The following is an 18852-nucleotide window of genomic DNA, read 5'->3' as shown; positions in this document are numbered from 1 at the left end:
TACAATATATATTGTTTTATCGCTGTTACTAAGTGTTTTGGTAGCTTTTTTTCAATATTTTTATAAAGAAAAAAAAACTTCTAAAGTAAATAAGTATTTATTTATTTTAAAGAGTATAAGTGTTTTTTTATTGCTTTTATTGTTAATAAACCCCACAATAAAAAGAAATGAAAACATAAATACTAAGCCTGTTTTATCTGTTTTAGTTGATAACTCAGTATCTATTCCTTTTTTTAATGATGATAAAAATATTGTTACTCTTTTACAGCAGATTAAAGAAGATGAAGGGTTAAATGATAAATTTGAAATTGATGAATATTCATTTGGTAAAAACTTAAACATATTAGATTCTTTATCGTTTAAAGAAAATGAAACGAATATTTCTAAAGCTATTAGTTCTGTAAATCAGGTTTATAACAATAAAATTGCTCCAATTTTATTGTTAACAGATGGTAATCAAACTATTGGAAATGATTACGAATTTATAAAATCGAACCAAAAAGTGTATCCAATTGTATTTGGAGATACAGCACAGTACAAAGATTTAAGAATAAGTCAGTTAAACGTTAACAAATACAGTTATTTAAAAAATAAGTTTCCAGTTGAAGTTTTATTGAATTATGAAGGAAAAGAAAATGTAAGCTCTGTATTTTCGATTTACTACAAAGGAAAAACAGCGTTTTCAAAAAGAATAAGTTTTACAAGTGATAATAATTCTAAAACAATAACTACAAACCTTACTTCTACAAAAGAAGGATTGCAATATTATACAGCGTCCATTAAAAAAATTAATGGAGAAAAAAACACGAAGAACAATACTAAAAATTTCTCTGTTGAAGTAATTGATGAGCAAACAAAAATATTGGTTTTAACATCTATATTACATCCAGATTTAGGAGCTTTAAAAAAAGCAATTGAAGCAAACAAACAACGTTCTGTAGAAATAATGTTTATTGATAATTTTAACAATGAAACAAAAGATTATCAATTAGTTATATTATATAATGCAAACAATAAGTTTAAACCTGTTTTAAATGAAATTATATCTAGTAAGGTTAATTATTTTTTAATTTCTGGAGTAAAAACAGATTGGAATTTTATCAATAAAAAACAAATAGGAATCTCAAAACAAGCTATAAATCAAACTGAAAATTACAGTGCTTTTTATGAAAATTCTTTTTTAACTTTTTTACAAAAGGATATTGGTTTCAATCAATTTCCACCTTTACAAGATCAATTTGGAGAAGTTAAAATAGCTAAAGAACACCAAACCTTATTGTATCAAAATATTAACGGAATTCAAACAAAACAACCTTTATTAGCAACTTTTGAAGAAAACAATCAAAAATCTGCAGTACTATTTGGACAAGGAATTTGGAAATGGAGAGCTGCTAGTTTTTTAAATGGTAATTCTTTTCAAGATTTTGATGAATTTATTGGAAACTTAGTTCAATATTTAGCATCAAATAAAAAGAGAAATCGTTTAGATATAAATGCAAACACATTATATCCAGCAAATTCTACCATAAATATTTCTGCCTTTTACACTGATAAAAATTATCAATTTGATGCAAGAGCTAATTTAGAAATTACAATTACCAATAACGACTCAAAAAAGGTTGCAAAATTTCCGTTTTCACTGATAAATAATTCTTATCAAACTGAAATAGAGAATCTTAGTTCTGGAGATTATTCTTATATCGTTTCTGTTTTAGGGCAAAATATTGCAAAAAAAGGTAGATTTAAAATTACAGAATATCAAATAGAAGAAGAATTTGTAAATGCTAATTCCAATAAACTACTAAAATTAGCTGATAAAACAGGAGGGAAGCGTTATTATAAAAATCAATTCGAAGAATTAAAAAAAGAATTATTAGCAGAAAAATCTTTTTACACTACTCAAAAATCTATAACAAAAGAACAAAATTTAATAGATTGGAAATGGATATTAATCATTGCTATAAGTTTATTAACTTTAGAATGGTTTATTCGTAAATATTATGGCAAGATTTAATATAATTATTTGCATCTTTATATAAAATTAGTGGTCTATTAAATAAAAAAATATGTCACACAACCATAATCATCATTCTGCAACAGATAATATAAGTACAGCATTTTTTTTAAACCTGTTCTTTACTATAATTGAGTTTATTGGAGGTATTTATACAAACAGTTTAGCAATTACCTCAGATGCAATTCATGATTTAGGTGATAGTATTAGCTTAGGAATGGCTTGGTATTTTCAAAAACTATCAAACAAAAAACCAACCAAAACATATTCTTATGGCTTTAAAAGGTTTTCACTTCTAGGAGCCATTATAAATTCTGTAATTTTATTAGTTGGTTCTATTTTTATAATTATAGAAGCTATACCTAGAATAATAACGCCAGAACACGCTAATGCAAAAGGAATGATGTGGTTTGCTGTTTTAGGAATTTTAGTAAATGGAGCAGCTGTTTTAAAATTAAGAAAAGGAACTTCTATTAATGAAAGAGTAGTTTCTTTACATATGTTAGAAGATGTTTTGGGTTGGGTAGCAGTATTAATAGCAAGTATTGTAATGCAATTTTGGGATATACCTATTTTAGATCCAATTCTTTCTCTTTTAATTGCTCTTTTTATACTATATAATGTGTTTAAAAACGGAAGAGAAAGTGTACGCATAATTTTACAAGGAACTCCTATGCAAATTTCTTCTGATGAAGTTAGGGCAAAAATTTTAGATTTTAAACAAGTTAAAAGTATTCACGACTCTCATTTATGGACCATGGATGGAGAATATAATGTTTTAACCATGCATTTAATTGTACAAGAATCTTTAACCTGGAATGAAGGAAAAATCTTAAAAAAGAACATTAGAAAGGTTTTGCATGACGAGTTTCACTTAGAACATATAACTATAGAGATAGAAATTTCTAACGAAGATTGTGGATATATAGATTGTGTTTAACAAAGTTATATTGTAAATTTGAATGAATTTAAAAATAGATAAGAATGGCAAACAATCAAGTTGATATTAAGTTTCCTAAAGGAGGATTATTTTTTATCATATTAGCAGTATTAGGTATAATTATAGTTTCAAAATCGGCTGTTACTATTGGTTCAGGTGAAAGAGGAGTGTTGTATAAAATGTTTGGAGGAGTTGTTACAGATCAACCGCCTTTAGATGAAGGTTTTAATTTGGTAATGCCTTGGAATAAAGTATTTAAATATAATGTTAGACAACAAGAGTTATTTGAGAAAAAAATGGCTGTATTATCATCTAATGGATTAGAAATTCAATTAGATGCATCTGTTTTATATCAAGCAAAAGACGAAACAGTAGCTTTGTTACACCAAACAAGAGGTGAGCATTATTTACAAAGTGTAATTATTCCTGCAATTAGATCTGCTACTAGAAGTGTAGTTGGTAGATATACTCCAGAACAATTATACTCTACAAAAAGAGATGCAATACAAACAGAAATTTTTGAGGAAACTAAAAAGATTTTAGATCCTCAATACATACAATTAAACTCTGTTTTAGTTAGAGATGTAACTTTACCGCCTACAATTAAAGAAGCAATTGAACGTAAATTAAAGCAAGAACAAGAATCTTTAGAGTATGAATTTAGACTTGTAACAGCTAAAAAAGAAGCTGAAAAAGTAAGAATTGAAGCGCAAGGTAAAGCAGATGCAAATAGAATATTAAGTGCATCTTTAAATGATAAAATTTTACAAGATAAAGGTATTGAGGCTACAGTTAAATTGTCTGAATCGCCTAACAGTAAAGTAATTGTTATTGGTTCTGGTAAATCAGGAATGCCTATTATATTAGGAAATCAATAAGCACTAATTTTATTTAATTTCTTAAAAATCCAGCTTAAGCTGGATTTTTTTATACCTATTACTCAGGTTCTTAAAGTTCTGTTAAAGTCAAATTAACTTGTAACGAAACAAATAATTGTACGTCATATAGATGTAAATATAAAAACAACAACCATGAAAAATAATCACATAAACAACGAAGAAATTAAGAGTAATTCAAAAGGAATTATACAATCAAAAAGAATGACTTGGAATACAAGGAGAAAGTATAACTATAAATACATTACAACAGTATTATAGTTAGTAATTAGTTAGTTTTTAATAGTTGATAAAGGATCGAAAGCATATTGTTTTTGATCCTTTTTTTATAAAAAAAGCAGAAACTTATGTTTCTGCTTTTAATCTAATTTTTAGATTTAGATAAATTATATACATTTAATTCTTTACAGGAATTTTATTTCTTTCAATTTTCCCTTTTTTTAGAGCTTTATAGTTTTCGTAACAATCTAAAACAGCTTCAATCATTTGTAAATCAGAAGCTTTTTTTATAAAGTATTCAGAATAATTACAATCAGTTAATAGTTCTGTTAATTCTTGTCTATCCATTTGTAAATATTCCATCATAACTTCTCTATCAAATTTACCAGATAACATTTTACGTAAATCGTCTTCTTTTTTAAGCTTTTGAAGCTTTTTAAGTTGTTTCGGCTTTTTTCCAAAAAGATTGTACAAAAAATCTACAGGTTGAAATAATGCTGCAATAGGAGAGGAGAAGTCTTTTCCTTTAGGTTTTCCAACTTCATAAGTTTGAGGCAAACCATTAATCTTAATTCTTGTAAATCTGTCTTTTGGTACTTGTTTTATATCAATTTCTAAAACACCAATTAATTCTGTAGACTTAATTACTACTTCTTTTATTTCTTCTGGTTTTTCATACAAAGCAATTAACAACTCATTACCTTTTAATAAATCGTTAGTTATTTTTAATTTTATTGAAGCATATCCTAAATAAGATACCAAAATAGTATCATTAGCTTTGGTTGGTATTTCAAAAAAACCTTTATCGTTTGTAATTGTTCCTTGTACTGTATTTAAATTTAAAATATGAGCAGCACTTAACGCTTTTTTAGTTTCAGCATGAATTATTTGCCCTTTTAAAGTTTTAACTCTCTTAATAGTATCGTTCTGAGAAAATGTGCTAAATGAAATAAATAAGCACAATGTAATTAATAGTCTTTGCATATTACAAAATTAGTGATAAAAGCTTTTAGAAAGGTTAATTATTTGTGAAACCATTCTATTTTATTGAGTAAAATACTAAAAAAAGAATGAATGAAAGTAAAAAAGTGCGCACGAGAAGATTCGAACTTCCACTTTCTTGCGAAAACAGCCCCCTCAAGGCTGCGCGTCTACCAATTTCGCCACGTGCGCATTTGTATAAAGCAAAAATGTTAAGCAAATTTGCTTAACATTTTTTGTGACCGGGCTGGGGCTCGAACCCAGGACCCTCTCCTTAAAAGGGAGATGCTCTACCAACTGAGCTACCAGGTCTATTTTTGTAAACCGAGTGCAAATATACTATCAATGATTGGAATTATTAGCATTAAAATGAAAATATTTTATAGATATTTGCAAAAAAATATATTTCAATGAAAATAGTATTATTAGGCTATATGGCTTCAGGTAAATCTAGTATTGGCAAAAGACTTTCTAAAAAGTTATCAATGAAGTTTTTAGACTTAGATGACTATATAATTGAAAAAGAAGGGATGTCTATTTCTAAAATTTTTGAATTAAAAGGAGAAGTATATTTTAGGAACATAGAAAGCAAGTATTTAAAAGAAATTCTAGATAAAGAAGAAGAATTTATTCTTGCTTTAGGAGGAGGAACACCATGTTATGCTAGCAATATGGATACAATAAATAATGCAGATACAATTTCTATTTATTTACAAGGTAGCACTCCAACAATGATTGAACGTCTAATTAGAAAAAAAGCAAAAAGACCTTTAATTGCTTCTTTAGGAGATGATAAAATTCCAGAATTTGTAGCCAAACATCTTTTTGAAAGACGCCCTTATTACGAAAAAGCTAAAACTATTGTAAAAATAGATGGTAAAACTAAAAAAGAAGTAGCAAAAGAGTTAGTTTCTTTACTCAACTAAATAAGCTATTGCTTTCTTTTCTGAAAATTCTACTTGTATGTGTTCTTTTACAGACGTAGACATAGAAATTCCTTTAAAATCTGCTTTTACTGGATATTTTTTATGATTTCTATTTACTAACACAGCTGTTTTGAATTTCTTTAAAGGTACTTCTAAGAAATGCTTTATACCATAAATTAAAGTAGTTCCAGAACTTAAAACATCATCAACCAACACCAAAGATTTGTTTTTGTAAGCATCTACTTCTATAGAAGTGGTAATTGGTTCTAAAGGATGTTTTTTATCAATAATAACTTTACAAAGTGTTACTTTTAGAGGAGAAATTTCTTTTAATGCATCCATTAATTTTTCTGCAAAAACAAATCCATTACCAACAATACCTGCAAGAATTATTTCTTTTTCTTCACTATTAGTTTCATAAATTTGATAAGCTATTCTTCTTATTTTCTGAGAAATTTGTAACTCATTTAATATAATACTTCCTGATGTTGTCATACTTAATCTATTGAATCTTCTTGATAATTATCTATATCTCTTCTATCTTTCTTTGTAGGTCTTCCTGTTCCTTTTTTTCTGTAATAATCTTTTGCAAATTTTAAAAGTTCAGTTTTTTCAAACTCCTCTTTAGGTGTGACATCTTTTCTATAAAGATCTACCAATTTTGCGCCAACTCTACTTTCGGGTAAATCTAAAACTTTTATTTGATAATTTATTTGATTTTTTCTTACTAATATTAATTCATCACCAAATATTTCTCTTGATGGTTTTATAGCTTTTGCATCTATTTTTACCTGCCCTTTTTTACATGCAGTAGTTGCCAAAGTTCTTGTCTTAAAAATACGAATACACCACAAATACTTATCAATTCTCATAAAATTAGTTAAAATATAACGTTTGTCTTTTTACAAAGGTATAAAATTGGTAAATTGCGAGCTCAAATTTTAAGATTAAATGAAGAAAATAAATAATATTTTTGCTTTTGCTATTATTGCACTTTTGATATATTCTTGTGGAAGTAGTTCTACTTCTATAGAAGATTTTGATCATGAAGCGCAAGCTTTAATAGATAATGATACATTAACTCAGTTTTTAGAAAATCATTATTATGATGCAGCTGTAGATTCTGTAAAAGTAATTGAATCAGGACAAGTTCCTTTAAGTGATATTGTAAGTTCTATGAGTGTTACAGAAAATGACATAGATTACACTTTATATTACTATATAAAAAATGTTGGAACACCAGCAGTAGACAAAGGTTACCCAACTGTTATGGATTCTGTTTTTGTAAAATATTATGGACAAGCTATTGTTACTACAGAGAGTCTTAGTACTGCATTTGATAGTAATGATAACACTTGGTTTACTTTAAATGGAGTAATTAGAGGTTGGGCTCATGGTTTTACAAAATTTAAAGGAGGTAATAATATAACTAATAATGGTCCTATTACTTTTGAAAATGGTGGAAAAGGGCTTTTATTTATTCCTTCTGGTTTGGCTTATGGAAATACTGGTAGTGGAACAGGTGATGTTATAGCTAATGAATGTTTAGTATTTAATATAGAATTGTACGATTTTGTAAAAGATACTGACCACGATAATGATGGTGTAGCTTCAATTTTCGAAGATCCTGATGGAAATGGAGATCCAAGAGATGATGATACAGATGAAGATGGAGTTCCTAACTTTTTTGATAGTGATGATGATGGTGATGCTGTTTTAACTAAAAATGAAGATGCAAATGGTGATGGAAATCCTGCAAATGATTTTAGTGACCCAAGTAATCCTACTTTAGCAGACTATTTAAATTCTGATATTAAATAGATTTTAATTTTAATAACAAAAAAAAGCTCTTGATTTTCTCAAGAGCTTTTTTTATAATACTAATATTTTAATTATAACCTATAAGACAAACCAACAATTACTTGGTTAACTCTAGTGTCAAAATTGCTAATTCCTGTGTTTCCAACGATAGTAGATTCAATTCCTGAGAAAGCTCTTTCCCAACGAACATCTATTCCTAACTTACCTAGTTCAATTCCACCTCCAAATTGAAGACCAACCGTAAAACCATCTGCTTCTACATTAGGAATGTCATCAAATCCAAAATCTGAACTTAAAATATATTGAAACGAAGGTCCAACATATAAATTACCAATTCCAAAAACTTTTTTCCCTAAAAGAACAGGAATGTCTATTTTTTGAAAATTATAAGAAGTTGTTTTACTTGTAGTTTTGTATAAAACTTCATTTTCTAAATTGGTATACACTAACTCTGGTCTAATATACAACCCAATTACAGGTACTTTTAATCTTAACCAAATACCAGCATGATAACCTGTTTTGCTTTTTGCTCCATCAAATACATCTGAACTTACTTCTTTAATAGAGTTAGAGTTGTAGTTTATACCTCCTTTAATACCAAAAGCTACTTGAGCATTAGAAATTTGACTAAACCCAAAAGCTAAACACAAAATTAAAATTACTTTTTTCATCATTTTTTTATTTAAGTTAATATATAGACGCTCTAAAAACCTAAAACGTTATTATTTTCTTGAAATTACTTTTTTAGCTGCTTTTACAACTGCATTAGCATCTAAACCATATTTAGCCATTAATTGATCTGGAGTTCCAGATTCTCCAAAAGTATCATTTGTAGCCACAAATTCTTGTGGAGTAGGTGAGTTTAAAGCTAATGTTCTTGCAACGCTTTCTCCTAAACCTCCTAATTTATTATGCTCTTCTGCAGTAACAATACAACCCGTTTTTGCAACAGACTTTAAAATTATTTCTTCATCTAAAGGCTTTATTGTATGTATGTTAATTACTTCAGCAGAAATTCCTTCAGCTTCTAATTTTTCTGCAGCTTGTAAAGATTCCCATACTAAGTGACCTGTAGCAACAATTGTTACATCTGTACCTTCTGTTAATTGAATTCCTTTACCAATTACAAATTCTTCATCTGGCATAAATACTGGTACTTTTGGACGACCAAAACGTAAATAAACAGGACCATCATGTTCTGCTATAGCAATAGTTGCTGCTTTTGTTTGGTTATAATCACAAGGATTTATAACTGTCATTCCAGGTAACATTTTCATTAAACCAATATCTTCTAAAATTTGGTGTGTAGCTCCATCTTCACCTAAAGTTACACCTGCATGAGATGCACAAACTTTTACATTTTTACCAGAATAAGCAACAGATTGACGAATTTGATCATAAACTCTACCAGTAGAAAAATTTGCAAAAGTACCTGTAAATGGTATTTTACCTCCAACAGTTAATCCAGCAGCTATACCAATCATATTTGCTTCTGCAATACCAATTTGGAAAAATCTTTCTGGATTTTCTTTAATAAACTGGTCCATTTTTAAAGAACCAATTAAATCTGCACATAAAGCAACAACGTTTGGATTTGTTCTACCTAACTCTGTTAAACCATCACCAAAACCTGAACGAGTGTCTTTTTTTTCTGTGTACGTGTATTTTTTCATTATAAAATTGTTGTGTTGTAAAATTTTGCGTAAAAATAAGCTATTATTTTACTTTAAAGAAAATAAATGAGATTTATGAAAAATATTTTTTAAGAATACTTACTAAAAACTCGAATTGCATATAAATTTAGTTATCAAATTATTGTTTTTATAAAGCAAAAAAAGCTCTTTTTATTAAAAAGAGCTTTATATATACATGAGATCGTTAATTATCTATAACGTCTTCTTAGGTTCCAAAGATTTGAATTTGTGCTATTTACGTTTTTAACTGGAGCACCAACTCTGTTTTCTACTTTTATCTTTTGATTTTTTGTATTCATAATTTCTATATTTTATTAGCAGCTGCAAATTTAGAACTGAATACAGGGTTAGAAAACAACAGATTTGGCAAATTTATATGCTATATTATCTATTTATGAAGTAAATGTTAATTTAACATCAAGTAAAACTTTTTTACCTTGATAATCTGGTAGTTATATTTATAAATTTATTAATTCTTGATACAGTTTATGAACAGGTAAACCAACTACATTAAAATAACTTCCTTCAAGATTATTTATAGCAATGAAACCAATCCATTCTTGTATTCCATAAGCACCTGCTTTATCATAAGGTTTGTAGTTGTCTATGTAATAATTAATTTCTTCATTACTTAAATTGTTAAAAGTAACTATTGTTGTATCATTTACAATTTTCTGAAAGTACTTGCTTTTAATACTTATAGATGTTATTACTTCATGTTTTTTACCAGACATTGCTTTTAGCATATTAAAAGCATCTTCTTTGTCTTTTGGTTTTCCTAAAGCTTTATTATTTAACCAAACTATGGTATCTGAAGTGATTAGTAAATCTTTTTCAGATAAATCATCAAAAGCTGCTGCTTTTAAATTGGCTAAATAATCTGTTATTTCATTTCCTTTTAATTCCTTTGGATAAATTTCTTCAACTTCTTTTAATTGAATGGTAAAATCTATATCTAAGTCTTTAAAGAATTGCTGTCTTCTTGGAGAACCAGAAGCTAAAATAACATTGTAATTTTTTAATTTTTCTCTTAACATTTATATGAACTTAAATAACAACATAGATAAAATACCAAATAACATAATGATTTTCATTTGATTACTTAAACTAGAAAAATCTTTTTTAGTTTCTGCAAACCAAAGTTTATACATAAAATAGAGCAGTGGTAATAGTAAAAATATGATTCCATATCCTAAAAACAAATATTCACTTCTTATAAATTGTAAAACAAGTAAAAGAAAGATTAGTAAAATACTACTAAAGAAAAAAGCTACGTGAGAAGCTCTTTTTCTTCCAATTACAATAGGCAATGTTTTAGCTTTTATTTTTAAATCTCCATTAATGTCTTCTATGTCTTTTATGATTTCTCTGATTAGAGTAGTTATAAATGCAAATAAAGAATAAAATATAACAGAAGAACCAACACTAATAAAATTAGTATCTTTTTCATTTATATAGAATTCAAAAACATGTCCATCATAAATTTTTACATATTCAAAATCTAAAGTTATTATTATAGTCAACCAAATAAAACCCGAAACAATAATATTACCAATTATAGGCTTTTGTTTTAAGTGTTTAGAATAAAGATAAAGCCCTATACAAGTGACTGCAAAGATTAAACTATTTTCTTCATGAGATTTGTAAAATGAAAGAAATATCCCTAAAATTAACCCTAATAAAGTCAATAAATAATAACTTCTCCAAGCATTTTTTTTAGAGATTGTTACATCAATAAAAACCTTTTTAGGTTTATTAATTTTATCTGTTTCTATATCATAAATGTCATTTATAATATATCCTCCAGTAGTAATTAATAGAACACTTAAAATTAAAGTAAAAAATTCGAAATGAGTAAGATAACTATTAGTTATATAAGAATGAATTAAAGCATATTTAGTTAAAACCATCGTTAATAAAACCATAAATAGGTTTTTAAATCGAATCAGTTTTAAAAAAGTCATTATGCGTTAAAGTTCTTTTTAATACGTGCTAAATCACGTTTGTTATCTCTATCTTTTAAAGTATTACGTTTATCATGAGTTTGTTTTCCTTTAGCTAGTGCAATTTCTAGTTTTGCAAAGCCTCTATCATTAATAAATAAACGTAAAGGAACTATGGTGTTTCCTTTTGCTTCAACATCTCTTTTTAAGCTTCGTAATTCTCTTTTATTCAATAACAATCTACGTTCGCTTTTTGGCTTGTGATTAAAATGATGCCCAAACATATATTCTTGTATGTACATGTTAACAATAAACAATTCTCCACGTTCGTTAAACTCGCAAAAACTTTCTGTAATTCTTGCCTGACTTAATCGTATAGATTTTATTTCTGTACCCGTTAACTGAATTCCAGCTACAAGTTTGTCTAGAATTTCAAATTCGAAACGTGCTTTTTTATTCTGTATGTTTATATTTTTCTGCATAATTCTCTTCACAAAAGATTAACAAAGATACATTTTTACTTTGTTGAAAGAAATGTAATTTTGAAAACTATTATCTTACCAATCAAACTATAACTAATGAGATATTTTTCTATTTTACTTTTTGCTATTTTATTTTCTTGTAAATCAAAAGAATCTAGCTTAAGTGCACAACAAATTATTGATAAAACAATTCGATATTCTGGTGCAGATAAAGTAGCTAATTCTATAATTACGTTTAAGTTTAGAGATAAAGAATATGGAGCTTATCGTAAAAATGGTGAATATAATTTATCAAGATATTATAAAAAAAATGAAGTTTTAATAGAAGAATCAATAAATAACATCAGGTTTGAAAAGCTTGTAAATATGCATCCTGTAAAAGTTAATGATTCAGTTGCAAATATTTACTCAAATTCTATTAACTCTGTACATTATTTTTCTGTTTTGCCTTATGGATTAAATGACAAAGCTGTACATAAAAAACTATTGCCATCCTCTACACTTAAAGGAAAAGAATACTATAAAATAGAAATTACTTTTTCTGAAGATGGTGGAGGAGAAGACTTTGATGATGTTTTTATTTATTGGATTGGAAAAGAAGATTTTTTAGTAGATTATTTGGCCTATTCTTACCATACAAATGGTGGTGGAAAACGTTTTAGAGTTTTAAAAGAACAATGTATTAAAAACGGAATTCGTTTTGTAGATTACCATAACTACAAACCATTAAAAAAAGATATTTCTTTAGTAGATATAGATAAATCTTTTGAGAAAAACGAACTTAAAAAAGTATCTGAAATTGTTTTAAAGGATATAAGCGTAAAAATCATCAATTAAAATTCTTATATTCAGCATAACAATAAGCGAATATGAATATTAAAAGTTGGATCGTATTTATTATAAACCTACTTGTAGTGTTTGTGGTAGTTTTTCTATCCTTTACATTTTATAAAGAATTTTCTAGAGTTATTGACGATCGTGTTTTATTACAATTAAATTCTATTAAAACCTTAAAACAAATTCAGTTTGAAAAACTCATTAATTTAGAATGGGAAAAATTTAATAACGAAAACACTTCTGAATCGTTAGATTTTAAATTACCAAAAGATAATTATTCTTCTGGAGGTATTTTTGATGTAACTCATTTGCATCCTCAAAAACAAACATCTATAATATTTATAAAAATAATTAATGGAGAGAGAGTTGTAAAACTTTTAAATTATACCATGATAAAAAACATTCTTTTAGAAAGAACAGGAATGGGATTAACTGGAGAATCTTATTTAGTTGGTAATGATTTTAGGTTGCGTTCTCAATCACGATTTTATCCCCAAAAAACTCCTTATAAAATTATTGCAAAAACCAAAGGTGTTCTTTATGGCGTTAAAAATAAACAAGGTACTGGAGTTTTTCAAGATTATAGAAACACACCTGTTTACAGTGCATATCAACCTATAAAAATTGGCAATCTAAACTGGGTTATTTTGTCAGAAATTGATGTTGAAGAAGTTACTACGCCTTTAATAGAAATGCGTAAAAAATTGATATTAATCACCTTTTTTATTATTATAATTTCTGTTGTTATTTCACTTTTTTTAACACGAATAATTACCAATCCAATTATTAAAATGAAAGAAAAATTGATTGTTATGGCTAAAGGTAATTATACAGAAGAAAATAAAATAGCGCAATCTGAATACACTTTTTTAAACCTACCAAAAGAAATTAATGAAATGTTTGAAGCTTTAAATAGCTTAAAAATAGCACTTTCTGGAGCAGTAGAATTTACGGTTGATATTGGTAATATGAATTTAAATTCTAGCTATCTACCTAAAAGTTCTGATGATTTACTTGGTCATACGCTTTTAAAAATGCGTAAAAATTTAATTGATTTTAGAAATAAAGAACAACAGATTAATCTTACCAATAAAAGATTTTTAGTAGAACGTTTAGAAGATGAGCGCAGAAAACTAGCCAGGGAATTGCACGATGGTATAGGTCCTTTTTTAACTTCGCTAAAATTTTATGTACAAAATCATATTTATGATGATGCACATAAACAAGAAATAAAAAAGATGATTGATGCTACCATAACAGAAGTTAGATCAATGACAAATGCCTTAATGCCCTCAATACTAACAGATTTTGGCATTGGAGCAGCTCTAAGAAATTATATAGAATCTATACAACAATCTGTCAAGATTCTTATAAATTTTGATGATTCATCAAAAAGTAAAGAGTCTAAAATTTCTGACAAACAAGCTGTAAACTTGTTTAGAATTACACAAGAATTAATAAACAATTCTATTAAACACTCAAACGCTAGTAAAATAATCATCACACTTTCTGAGTTCAACGATTTTATTTCACTTTATTATTATGATAATGGAGGAGGCTTTGATTTAAAAACTGTAAAATTGGGTTCAGGAATTACAAATATAAAAGAGAGAGTAGAAATTTTTAATGGAAAAATAGATATTGACACCATTAAAGGGAATACTATTTTCGAAATTGAATTACCTTTATAAAGATGAGTAAATTGATAAGATTAGTAATTGCAGATGACCATATTTTGTTTAGGGCTGGTTTATCTGAGCTGCTAAAAAAAAGTAGAGATATTATTATAGTAGATACCGTTTCTGATGGAGAACAATTTATAAAACTAATTGAAAACCAAAACGATATAGATATAGTTTTACTAGATATTACCATGCCAAATTTAGATGGATTTGGTGTGCTCAAAAAAATGTATGACTTAAAAACCAACATAAAACCAATTATAATTTCTATGCATAATGAAGGGAATTATATAGCAAAATGTGCAAAAAGTGGAGCTTATGGTTATTTATTAAAAAATGCAGACGAAGAAGAATTATTAAAAAGCATAAGAACAGTAGCTAAAGGAAAAAAATATTTTGCCCCAGAAATTGCTGAGAAAATGATAAACTTTATATCTGAAAACAATATAAGTTCAGACATATTAACCACTAAAGAGTTACAAGTTCTTAAACTTATTGCTAAAGGAATGACAACGAAAGAAATTGCTTTACAACTATATGTAAGTGCTAGAACAATAGAAACGCATAGAGCAAATATTCTTAAAAAGTTAGAAGTAAAAAATACTGCAGCGTTAATAAAAAAAGCAACAGATTATAAACTTGTTTAGTTTTATCCGTATTTATACGGATAAAAATTACCGAATTTCTTATATCCTATAAAAGTAGGTTTCATTGGTAATTTTGATGTAGGATAATAATGTTTAACATTTTTAATACAACATCATAATGAAAAAAATAGTTTTAACATCAGTATTTATTTTAATTTCATTTTTTGTTCTTGCACAAGAACAAGATAGAAAAAACTTAAAAGGACCCGCTTTCAAAAATTATAAAGTATGGGAACATAAATCAGAACAAGTTGTGCTTTATGTTGGTAATGATAAATTAAGTCTACAAGGACCAAAATTTAAGAATTACAAACCTTGGGATAATAAAAATAAACTTACTAAAATTGTAGCCACTTCTTCTAAAAGACCTAAAGTTACAGGACCAAAATATAAGAATTATAAACCTTGGAAAAACAGTCATTAAAAAAATGATGTTGTTTAATATCTTAATTCTTTAAGGTGTTATTCCACAAAACCTCAAGAGTTTCCTCTTGAGGTTTTTTTTCTGGTTTTAATATAAGATTTAAACCTTATTCTATTTTTTCAACTTTACTGATTATTTCATCTCCTTTAATAGTAACAATAAATAAGCTAGCATTGTCATCATCTTTCATCCATTCATATTTTTTTTCGCCTAAAATTTTGTTAGCAAAAACAGGAGTAGTATTACTATGCCCTACAACTAAAACTGTTTTTCCTTCAGTATTTACTTTAAAAATAGAATCATACATTTTTCTAGGATTGTAACTTATAATTTCTAAACTTTTGCTATTTGCTGTTGGTTTTGCTGTTTGTTGTGTTCTATTGTAATTGGTAGAATATACAGCATCTAAATGTACTTTTTCAAAATAAGTTGCCCATTTTTTAGCTCTTTCTAAACCTTTTTCATTCAAATTTGGGTTTCTATTTGTTTTATCAGTTCTGTCTTTTTCTGCATGTCGAATTAAATAATAGGTTGTAGTTTCATCAGAAGTACAAGAACTTAAAAAGCTTAAAGCAAAAACAAAAAGGAAGAAATATTTTTTCATATAAATTGATTTGAATGACGAATATAGTTAAAAAGAAAAAGCGATGCTTTTTCAAACACCGCTTTTTCCAAACTAACCAAACTAAATTATATACTGTTTTCTACCATATCAGATTGATTTCTAAAAACCAACTGTTCATCAAAAGCATCTAATAAAATTATGCTATCTGTTGTAATTTTACCTGCTAATATTTCTTTAGAAAGTTGATTTAACACTTCCTTCTGTATAACTCTTTTAACAGGTCTTGCTCCAAATTCTGGTTGAAAACCTTTTTTTGCGAGATACGTAATTGCCTCATCAGTAGCATCTAAAGTAATTTCTTGTTTCCCTATCATTTTCTTTAAATGTTCTATTTGAAGTTTTACAATTTCAAAAATATTAGCTTCATTTAAAGGTGTAAACATAATTACATCATCTATTCTATTTAAAAATTCTGGTCTTACAGATTGTTTTAACAATCCTAAAACTTCAACCTTCGCTAATTCAGTTACTGAGTCTAAATCTGCTTTTGGGTCACTAAATTTTTCTTGAATGATATGACTTCCCATATTAGAAGTCATAATGATAATGGTGTTTTTAAAATCTGCAACACGTCCTTTATTATCTGTCAATCTTCCTTCATCTAATACTTGCAATAACACATTAAAAGTATCTGGATGCGCTTTTTCAATTTCATCTAAAAGTACTACAGAATAGGGTCTTCTTCTAACAGCTTCTGTTAATTGTCCACCTTCATCATAACCTACATAACCTGGAGGTGCACCAACCAATCTACTAACAGAATGTTTTTCTTGATATTCGCTCATATCAATACGTGTCATGGCATTTTCATCATCAAATAAATATTCTGCCAAAGCTTTAGCCAATTCTGTTTTACCAACACCTGTGGTTCCTAAAAATAAGAAACTACCAATTGGTTTATTCGGATTTTGCAAACCAGCTCTAGAACGTCTTACAGCATCAGAAACTGCAATAATTGCTTCTTCTTGACCAACAACTCTTTTATGAATTTGAGTTTCTAATTGCAATAGTTTTTCACGTTCAGACTGAATCATTTTTGTAACAGGAACACCTGTCCATTTTGCTACAACTTCTGCAATATCATCATATACTACTTCTTCTTTAATTAAAGAGTTTTCAGATTGATTTTCTTGTAATGTTTTTTGTAAAACTTCTAAATCTTCTTGAGCTTTTTTAATTTTACCATATCTTAACTCTGCAACCAAACCATAATTTCCTTCTCTTTCTGCTTTTTCAGCTTCAATTTTAAAGTTTTCAATATCTAATTTTGCATTTTGAATATTGTCTACAATATCTTTTTCAGATTTCCATTTGGCATTAATTTCGTTTCTTTCTTCTTTTAAATTAGCTAAATCAGAACGTAATGCTTTTAATTTTACTTCATCATTTTCACGTTTTATAGCTTCAATTTCAATTTCTAATTGCATTACTTTTCTATCTAAAACATCTAATTCTTCTGGTTTAGAGTTTATTTCCATTCGTAATTTAGCTGCAGCTTCATCCATTAAATCAATGGCTTTGTCTGGTAAAAAACGATTGGTTATATAGCGTTGAGAAAGTTCTACAGCACCAATAATAGCTTCGTCTTTAATACGAACTTTATGATGTGTTTCATACTTTTCTTTGATACCTCTTAAAATAGAAATAGCACTTTCTGTATCTGGTTCATCAACAATTACTTTTTGAAAACGACGCTCTAAAGCTTTGTCTTTTTCAAAGTATTTTTGATATTCATCTAGAGTAGTAGCACCTATTGCACGTAATTCTCCACGAGCCAAAGCTGGCTTTAAAATATTTGCAGCATCCATAGCTCCTTGTCCACCTCCAGCACCAACTAACGTGTGAATTTCATCAATAAACAAAACAATATCACCATCAGAAGTTGTTACTTCTTTTATAACTGCTTTTAAACGTTCTTCAAACTCTCCTTTATATTTTGCACCAGCAATTAAAGCTCCCATATCTAAAGAGAAAATTAATTTATCTTTTAGGTTTTCTGGCACATCACCATCAACAATTCTATGTGCTAATCCTTCTGCAATAGCGGTTTTACCAGTTCCTGGTTCTCCTACTAAAATTGGATTATTCTTTGTTCTACGTGATAAAATCTGTAATAACCTACGAATTTCTTCATCTCTACCAATTACAGGGTCTAATTTTCCGTCTTTTGCTAATTGATTTAAATTATTTGCATATTTATTTAACGAATTATAGGTTTCTTCTTGACTTTGAGAAGTAACTCTTTCTCCTTTTCTTAACTCTTCTATTGCAGCTTTTAAGTGTTTTTCTGTAACACCTTGATCTTTTAAAACCTGTGCAATATTACTTTTAGAATTAAAAATTGCTAAAATTAAATGCTCTATAGAAACATAATCATCTTTCATGCTTTTTGCAATGATAGCAGCTTCGTTTAAACTTTTTCCAGCTTCTCTAGAAAGCATTAATTCTGCACCAGAAACTTTAGGCAAACTTTCTAATTGTTTGTCTAAAATTTGTTCTACAATACTAATATTGATATTTAATTTCTTCAATAAAAAAGGTAGTACATTTTCATCAACCTGTGTTAATGCTTTAAAAATATGCTCGTTTTCTATTTGATTATGACCAAAACCTTGGGCAATTTGTTGCGCCATTTGTATGGTTTCTTGTGATTTTGTTGTATAATTATTAAAATTCATTTTTCTTTTTTTTTTAGGGTTTTTACTTTTTCTAAATCGTATA

At 27.5% G+C, this 18852-nt stretch carries 20 protein-coding genes and 2 tRNA genes; 10 read left to right on the top strand and 12 right to left on the bottom strand.

What is annotated here, in order from left to right; all coding sequences use genetic code 11:
* Positions 1-130 precede the first annotated feature (130 nt).
* From MPF13_RS14205 to MPF13_RS15625, 4 genes are all read left to right on the top strand, one after another.
* Positions 131-2014: a VWA domain-containing protein gene (locus MPF13_RS14205; protein ID WP_249983423.1), complete on the top strand. Its 1884-nt coding sequence runs from the start codon at positions 131-133 to the stop codon at positions 2012-2014.
* Positions 2015-2066: 52 nt separating this feature from the next.
* Positions 2067-2954 (top strand): cation diffusion facilitator family transporter, encoded by an 888-nt coding sequence (locus MPF13_RS14200; protein WP_249983422.1) that lies wholly within the window; start codon positions 2067-2069, stop codon positions 2952-2954.
* A gap of 44 nt (positions 2955-2998) precedes the next feature.
* A complete protein-coding gene (locus MPF13_RS14195) occupies positions 2999-3832 on the top strand; it encodes a prohibitin family protein (RefSeq protein WP_249983421.1) in 834 nt (277 codons plus the stop codon).
* Between the two features lie 153 nt (positions 3833-3985).
* Positions 3986-4111, top strand: a complete 126-nt coding sequence (locus tag MPF13_RS15625; RefSeq protein WP_284041220.1) for a hypothetical protein — start codon at positions 3986-3988, stop codon at positions 4109-4111.
* Positions 4112-4246: 135 nt separating this feature from the next.
* Here MPF13_RS15625 and MPF13_RS14190 read toward each other — a convergent pair whose 3' ends face one another.
* The 3 genes from MPF13_RS14190 to MPF13_RS14180 form a co-directional block, all read right to left on the bottom strand.
* The gene (locus MPF13_RS14190) at positions 4247-5053 is read right to left on the bottom strand and encodes a carboxypeptidase-like regulatory domain-containing protein (RefSeq protein WP_249983420.1); all 807 of its coding nucleotides are present in this window, start codon (positions 5051-5053) and stop codon (positions 4247-4249) included.
* Between the two features lie 105 nt (positions 5054-5158).
* Positions 5159-5242 (bottom strand) — tRNA-Leu (locus MPF13_RS14185).
* A 47-nt stretch (positions 5243-5289) separates the two neighbouring features.
* Positions 5290-5362: transfer RNA gene (locus MPF13_RS14180), tRNA-Lys, on the bottom strand.
* Between the two features lie 98 nt (positions 5363-5460).
* Here MPF13_RS14180 and MPF13_RS14175 point away from each other — a divergent pair.
* Positions 5461-5976 carry a shikimate kinase gene (locus tag MPF13_RS14175; protein WP_249983419.1) on the top strand — a complete coding sequence of 172 codons (516 nt, stop codon included), beginning with the start codon at positions 5461-5463 and terminating at the stop codon, positions 5974-5976.
* Here the strand turns inward: MPF13_RS14175 and MPF13_RS14170 are convergent.
* Together MPF13_RS14170 and MPF13_RS14165 are read right to left on the bottom strand one after the other, a co-directional pair.
* The gene (locus tag MPF13_RS14170; RefSeq protein WP_249983418.1) at positions 5965-6471 is read right to left on the bottom strand and encodes a phosphoribosyltransferase family protein; all 507 of its coding nucleotides are present in this window, start codon (positions 6469-6471) and stop codon (positions 5965-5967) included. The two genes, MPF13_RS14175 and MPF13_RS14170, sit on opposite strands and share 12 nt — an antisense overlap.
* Before the next feature lie 2 nt (positions 6472-6473).
* Positions 6474-6848, bottom strand: coding sequence for an RNA-binding S4 domain-containing protein (locus tag MPF13_RS14165; protein ID WP_249983417.1), 375 nt, complete (start codon positions 6846-6848; stop codon positions 6474-6476).
* Positions 6849-6927: 79 nt separating this feature from the next.
* On the opposite strand from MPF13_RS14165, the gene MPF13_RS14160 reads away from it, so the two are divergent.
* A complete protein-coding gene (locus MPF13_RS14160) occupies positions 6928-7797 on the top strand; it encodes an FKBP-type peptidyl-prolyl cis-trans isomerase (RefSeq protein WP_249983416.1) in 870 nt (289 codons plus the stop codon).
* Positions 7798-7868: 71 nt separating this feature from the next.
* Here the strand turns inward: MPF13_RS14160 and MPF13_RS14155 are convergent, their stop codons facing one another.
* The 5 genes from MPF13_RS14155 to smpB all read right to left on the bottom strand — a co-directional run bounded on the left by MPF13_RS14155 (position 7869) and on the right by smpB (position 11916).
* The gene (locus MPF13_RS14155; protein ID WP_502924504.1) at positions 7869-8468 is read right to left on the bottom strand and encodes an outer membrane beta-barrel protein; all 600 of its coding nucleotides are present in this window, start codon (positions 8466-8468) and stop codon (positions 7869-7871) included.
* 51 nt (positions 8469-8519) lie between these two features.
* Complete coding sequence (locus MPF13_RS14150) at positions 8520-9470, bottom strand: transketolase family protein (protein WP_249983414.1); 951 nt, start codon at positions 9468-9470, stop codon at positions 8520-8522.
* Positions 9471-9949: 479 nt separating this feature from the next.
* Positions 9950-10528, bottom strand: coding sequence for a Maf-like protein (locus MPF13_RS14145; protein ID WP_249983413.1), 579 nt, complete (start codon positions 10526-10528; stop codon positions 9950-9952).
* Positions 10529-11416 carry a geranylgeranylglycerol-phosphate geranylgeranyltransferase gene (locus MPF13_RS14140; RefSeq protein ID WP_249983412.1) on the bottom strand — a complete coding sequence of 296 codons (888 nt, stop codon included), beginning with the start codon at positions 11414-11416 and terminating at the stop codon, positions 10529-10531. It abuts the gene before it with no gap.
* Between the two features lie 38 nt (positions 11417-11454).
* Positions 11455-11916 carry an SsrA-binding protein SmpB gene (smpB, locus tag MPF13_RS14135; RefSeq protein ID WP_249983411.1) on the bottom strand — a complete coding sequence of 154 codons (462 nt, stop codon included), beginning with the start codon at positions 11914-11916 and terminating at the stop codon, positions 11455-11457.
* Positions 11917-12012: 96 nt separating this feature from the next.
* On the opposite strand from smpB, the gene MPF13_RS14130 reads away from it, so the two are divergent.
* The 4 genes from MPF13_RS14130 to MPF13_RS14115 all read left to right on the top strand — a co-directional run bounded on the left by MPF13_RS14130 (position 12013) and on the right by MPF13_RS14115 (position 15506).
* A complete protein-coding gene (locus tag MPF13_RS14130) occupies positions 12013-12753 on the top strand; it encodes a DUF6503 family protein (protein WP_249983410.1) in 741 nt (246 codons plus the stop codon).
* Between the two features lie 32 nt (positions 12754-12785).
* Positions 12786-14444: a sensor histidine kinase gene (locus MPF13_RS14125; RefSeq protein ID WP_249983409.1), complete on the top strand. Its 1659-nt coding sequence runs from the start codon at positions 12786-12788 to the stop codon at positions 14442-14444.
* Between the two features lie 2 nt (positions 14445-14446).
* Positions 14447-15082, top strand: coding sequence for a response regulator (locus MPF13_RS14120; protein ID WP_249983408.1), 636 nt, complete (start codon positions 14447-14449; stop codon positions 15080-15082).
* Between the two features lie 118 nt (positions 15083-15200).
* Positions 15201-15506: a hypothetical protein gene (locus MPF13_RS14115; RefSeq protein WP_249983407.1), complete on the top strand. Its 306-nt coding sequence runs from the start codon at positions 15201-15203 to the stop codon at positions 15504-15506.
* 106 nt (positions 15507-15612) lie between these two features.
* On the opposite strand, the gene MPF13_RS14110 is transcribed toward MPF13_RS14115, so the two are convergent.
* On the bottom strand, positions 15613-16110 hold the full coding sequence (locus tag MPF13_RS14110; RefSeq protein WP_249983406.1) for a SixA phosphatase family protein: 498 nt from the start codon (positions 16108-16110) through the stop codon (positions 15613-15615).
* A gap of 86 nt (positions 16111-16196) precedes the next feature.
* Positions 16197-18809: an ATP-dependent chaperone ClpB gene (gene clpB / locus MPF13_RS14105; RefSeq protein WP_249983405.1), complete on the bottom strand. Its 2613-nt coding sequence runs from the start codon at positions 18807-18809 to the stop codon at positions 16197-16199.
* Positions 18810-18852: the final 43 nt, after the last annotated feature.

The organism is Polaribacter sp. Z022 (assembly GCF_023555495.1).
Lineage (GTDB): Bacteria > Bacteroidota > Bacteroidia > Flavobacteriales > Flavobacteriaceae > Polaribacter.
Note: the sequence above shows the minus strand (reverse complement) of the source record. Positions and strands in the feature narration are given on the sequence as shown.

What these genes read in the sequence shown, in the direction of transcription:
- MPF13_RS14200 (WP_249983422.1), top strand. Translation starts at nt 2,067, where the DNA reads ATGTCACACAACCATAATCATCATTCTGCAACAGATAATATAAGTACA.
- MPF13_RS14195 (WP_249983421.1), top strand. Translation starts at nt 2,999, where the DNA reads ATGGCAAACAATCAAGTTGATATTAAGTTTCCTAAAGGAGGATTATTT.
- MPF13_RS15625 (WP_284041220.1), top strand. Translation starts at nt 3,986, where the DNA reads ATGAAAAATAATCACATAAACAACGAAGAAATTAAGAGTAATTCAAAA.
- MPF13_RS14190 (WP_249983420.1), bottom strand. Translation starts at nt 5,053, where the DNA reads ATGCAAAGACTATTAATTACATTGTGCTTATTTATTTCATTTAGCACA.
- MPF13_RS14175 (WP_249983419.1), top strand. Translation starts at nt 5,461, where the DNA reads ATGAAAATAGTATTATTAGGCTATATGGCTTCAGGTAAATCTAGTATT.
- MPF13_RS14170 (WP_249983418.1), bottom strand. Translation starts at nt 6,471, where the DNA reads ATGACAACATCAGGAAGTATTATATTAAATGAGTTACAAATTTCTCAG.
- MPF13_RS14165 (WP_249983417.1), bottom strand. Translation starts at nt 6,848, where the DNA reads ATGAGAATTGATAAGTATTTGTGGTGTATTCGTATTTTTAAGACAAGA.
- MPF13_RS14160 (WP_249983416.1), top strand. Translation starts at nt 6,928, where the DNA reads ATGAAGAAAATAAATAATATTTTTGCTTTTGCTATTATTGCACTTTTG.
- MPF13_RS14155 (WP_502924504.1), bottom strand. Translation starts at nt 8,468, where the DNA reads ATGAAAAAAGTAATTTTAATTTTGTGTTTAGCTTTTGGGTTTAGTCAA.
- MPF13_RS14150 (WP_249983414.1), bottom strand. Translation starts at nt 9,470, where the DNA reads ATGAAAAAATACACGTACACAGAAAAAAAAGACACTCGTTCAGGTTTT.
- MPF13_RS14145 (WP_249983413.1), bottom strand. Translation starts at nt 10,528, where the DNA reads ATGTTAAGAGAAAAATTAAAAAATTACAATGTTATTTTAGCTTCTGGT.
- MPF13_RS14140 (WP_249983412.1), bottom strand. Translation starts at nt 11,416, where the DNA reads ATGGTTTTATTAACGATGGTTTTAACTAAATATGCTTTAATTCATTCT.
- smpB (WP_249983411.1), bottom strand. Translation starts at nt 11,916, where the DNA reads ATGCAGAAAAATATAAACATACAGAATAAAAAAGCACGTTTCGAATTT.
- MPF13_RS14130 (WP_249983410.1), top strand. Translation starts at nt 12,013, where the DNA reads ATGAGATATTTTTCTATTTTACTTTTTGCTATTTTATTTTCTTGTAAA.
- MPF13_RS14125 (WP_249983409.1), top strand. Translation starts at nt 12,786, where the DNA reads ATGAATATTAAAAGTTGGATCGTATTTATTATAAACCTACTTGTAGTG.
- MPF13_RS14120 (WP_249983408.1), top strand. Translation starts at nt 14,447, where the DNA reads ATGAGTAAATTGATAAGATTAGTAATTGCAGATGACCATATTTTGTTT.
- MPF13_RS14115 (WP_249983407.1), top strand. Translation starts at nt 15,201, where the DNA reads ATGAAAAAAATAGTTTTAACATCAGTATTTATTTTAATTTCATTTTTT.
- MPF13_RS14110 (WP_249983406.1), bottom strand. Translation starts at nt 16,110, where the DNA reads ATGAAAAAATATTTCTTCCTTTTTGTTTTTGCTTTAAGCTTTTTAAGT.
- clpB (WP_249983405.1), bottom strand. Translation starts at nt 18,809, where the DNA reads ATGAATTTTAATAATTATACAACAAAATCACAAGAAACCATACAAATG.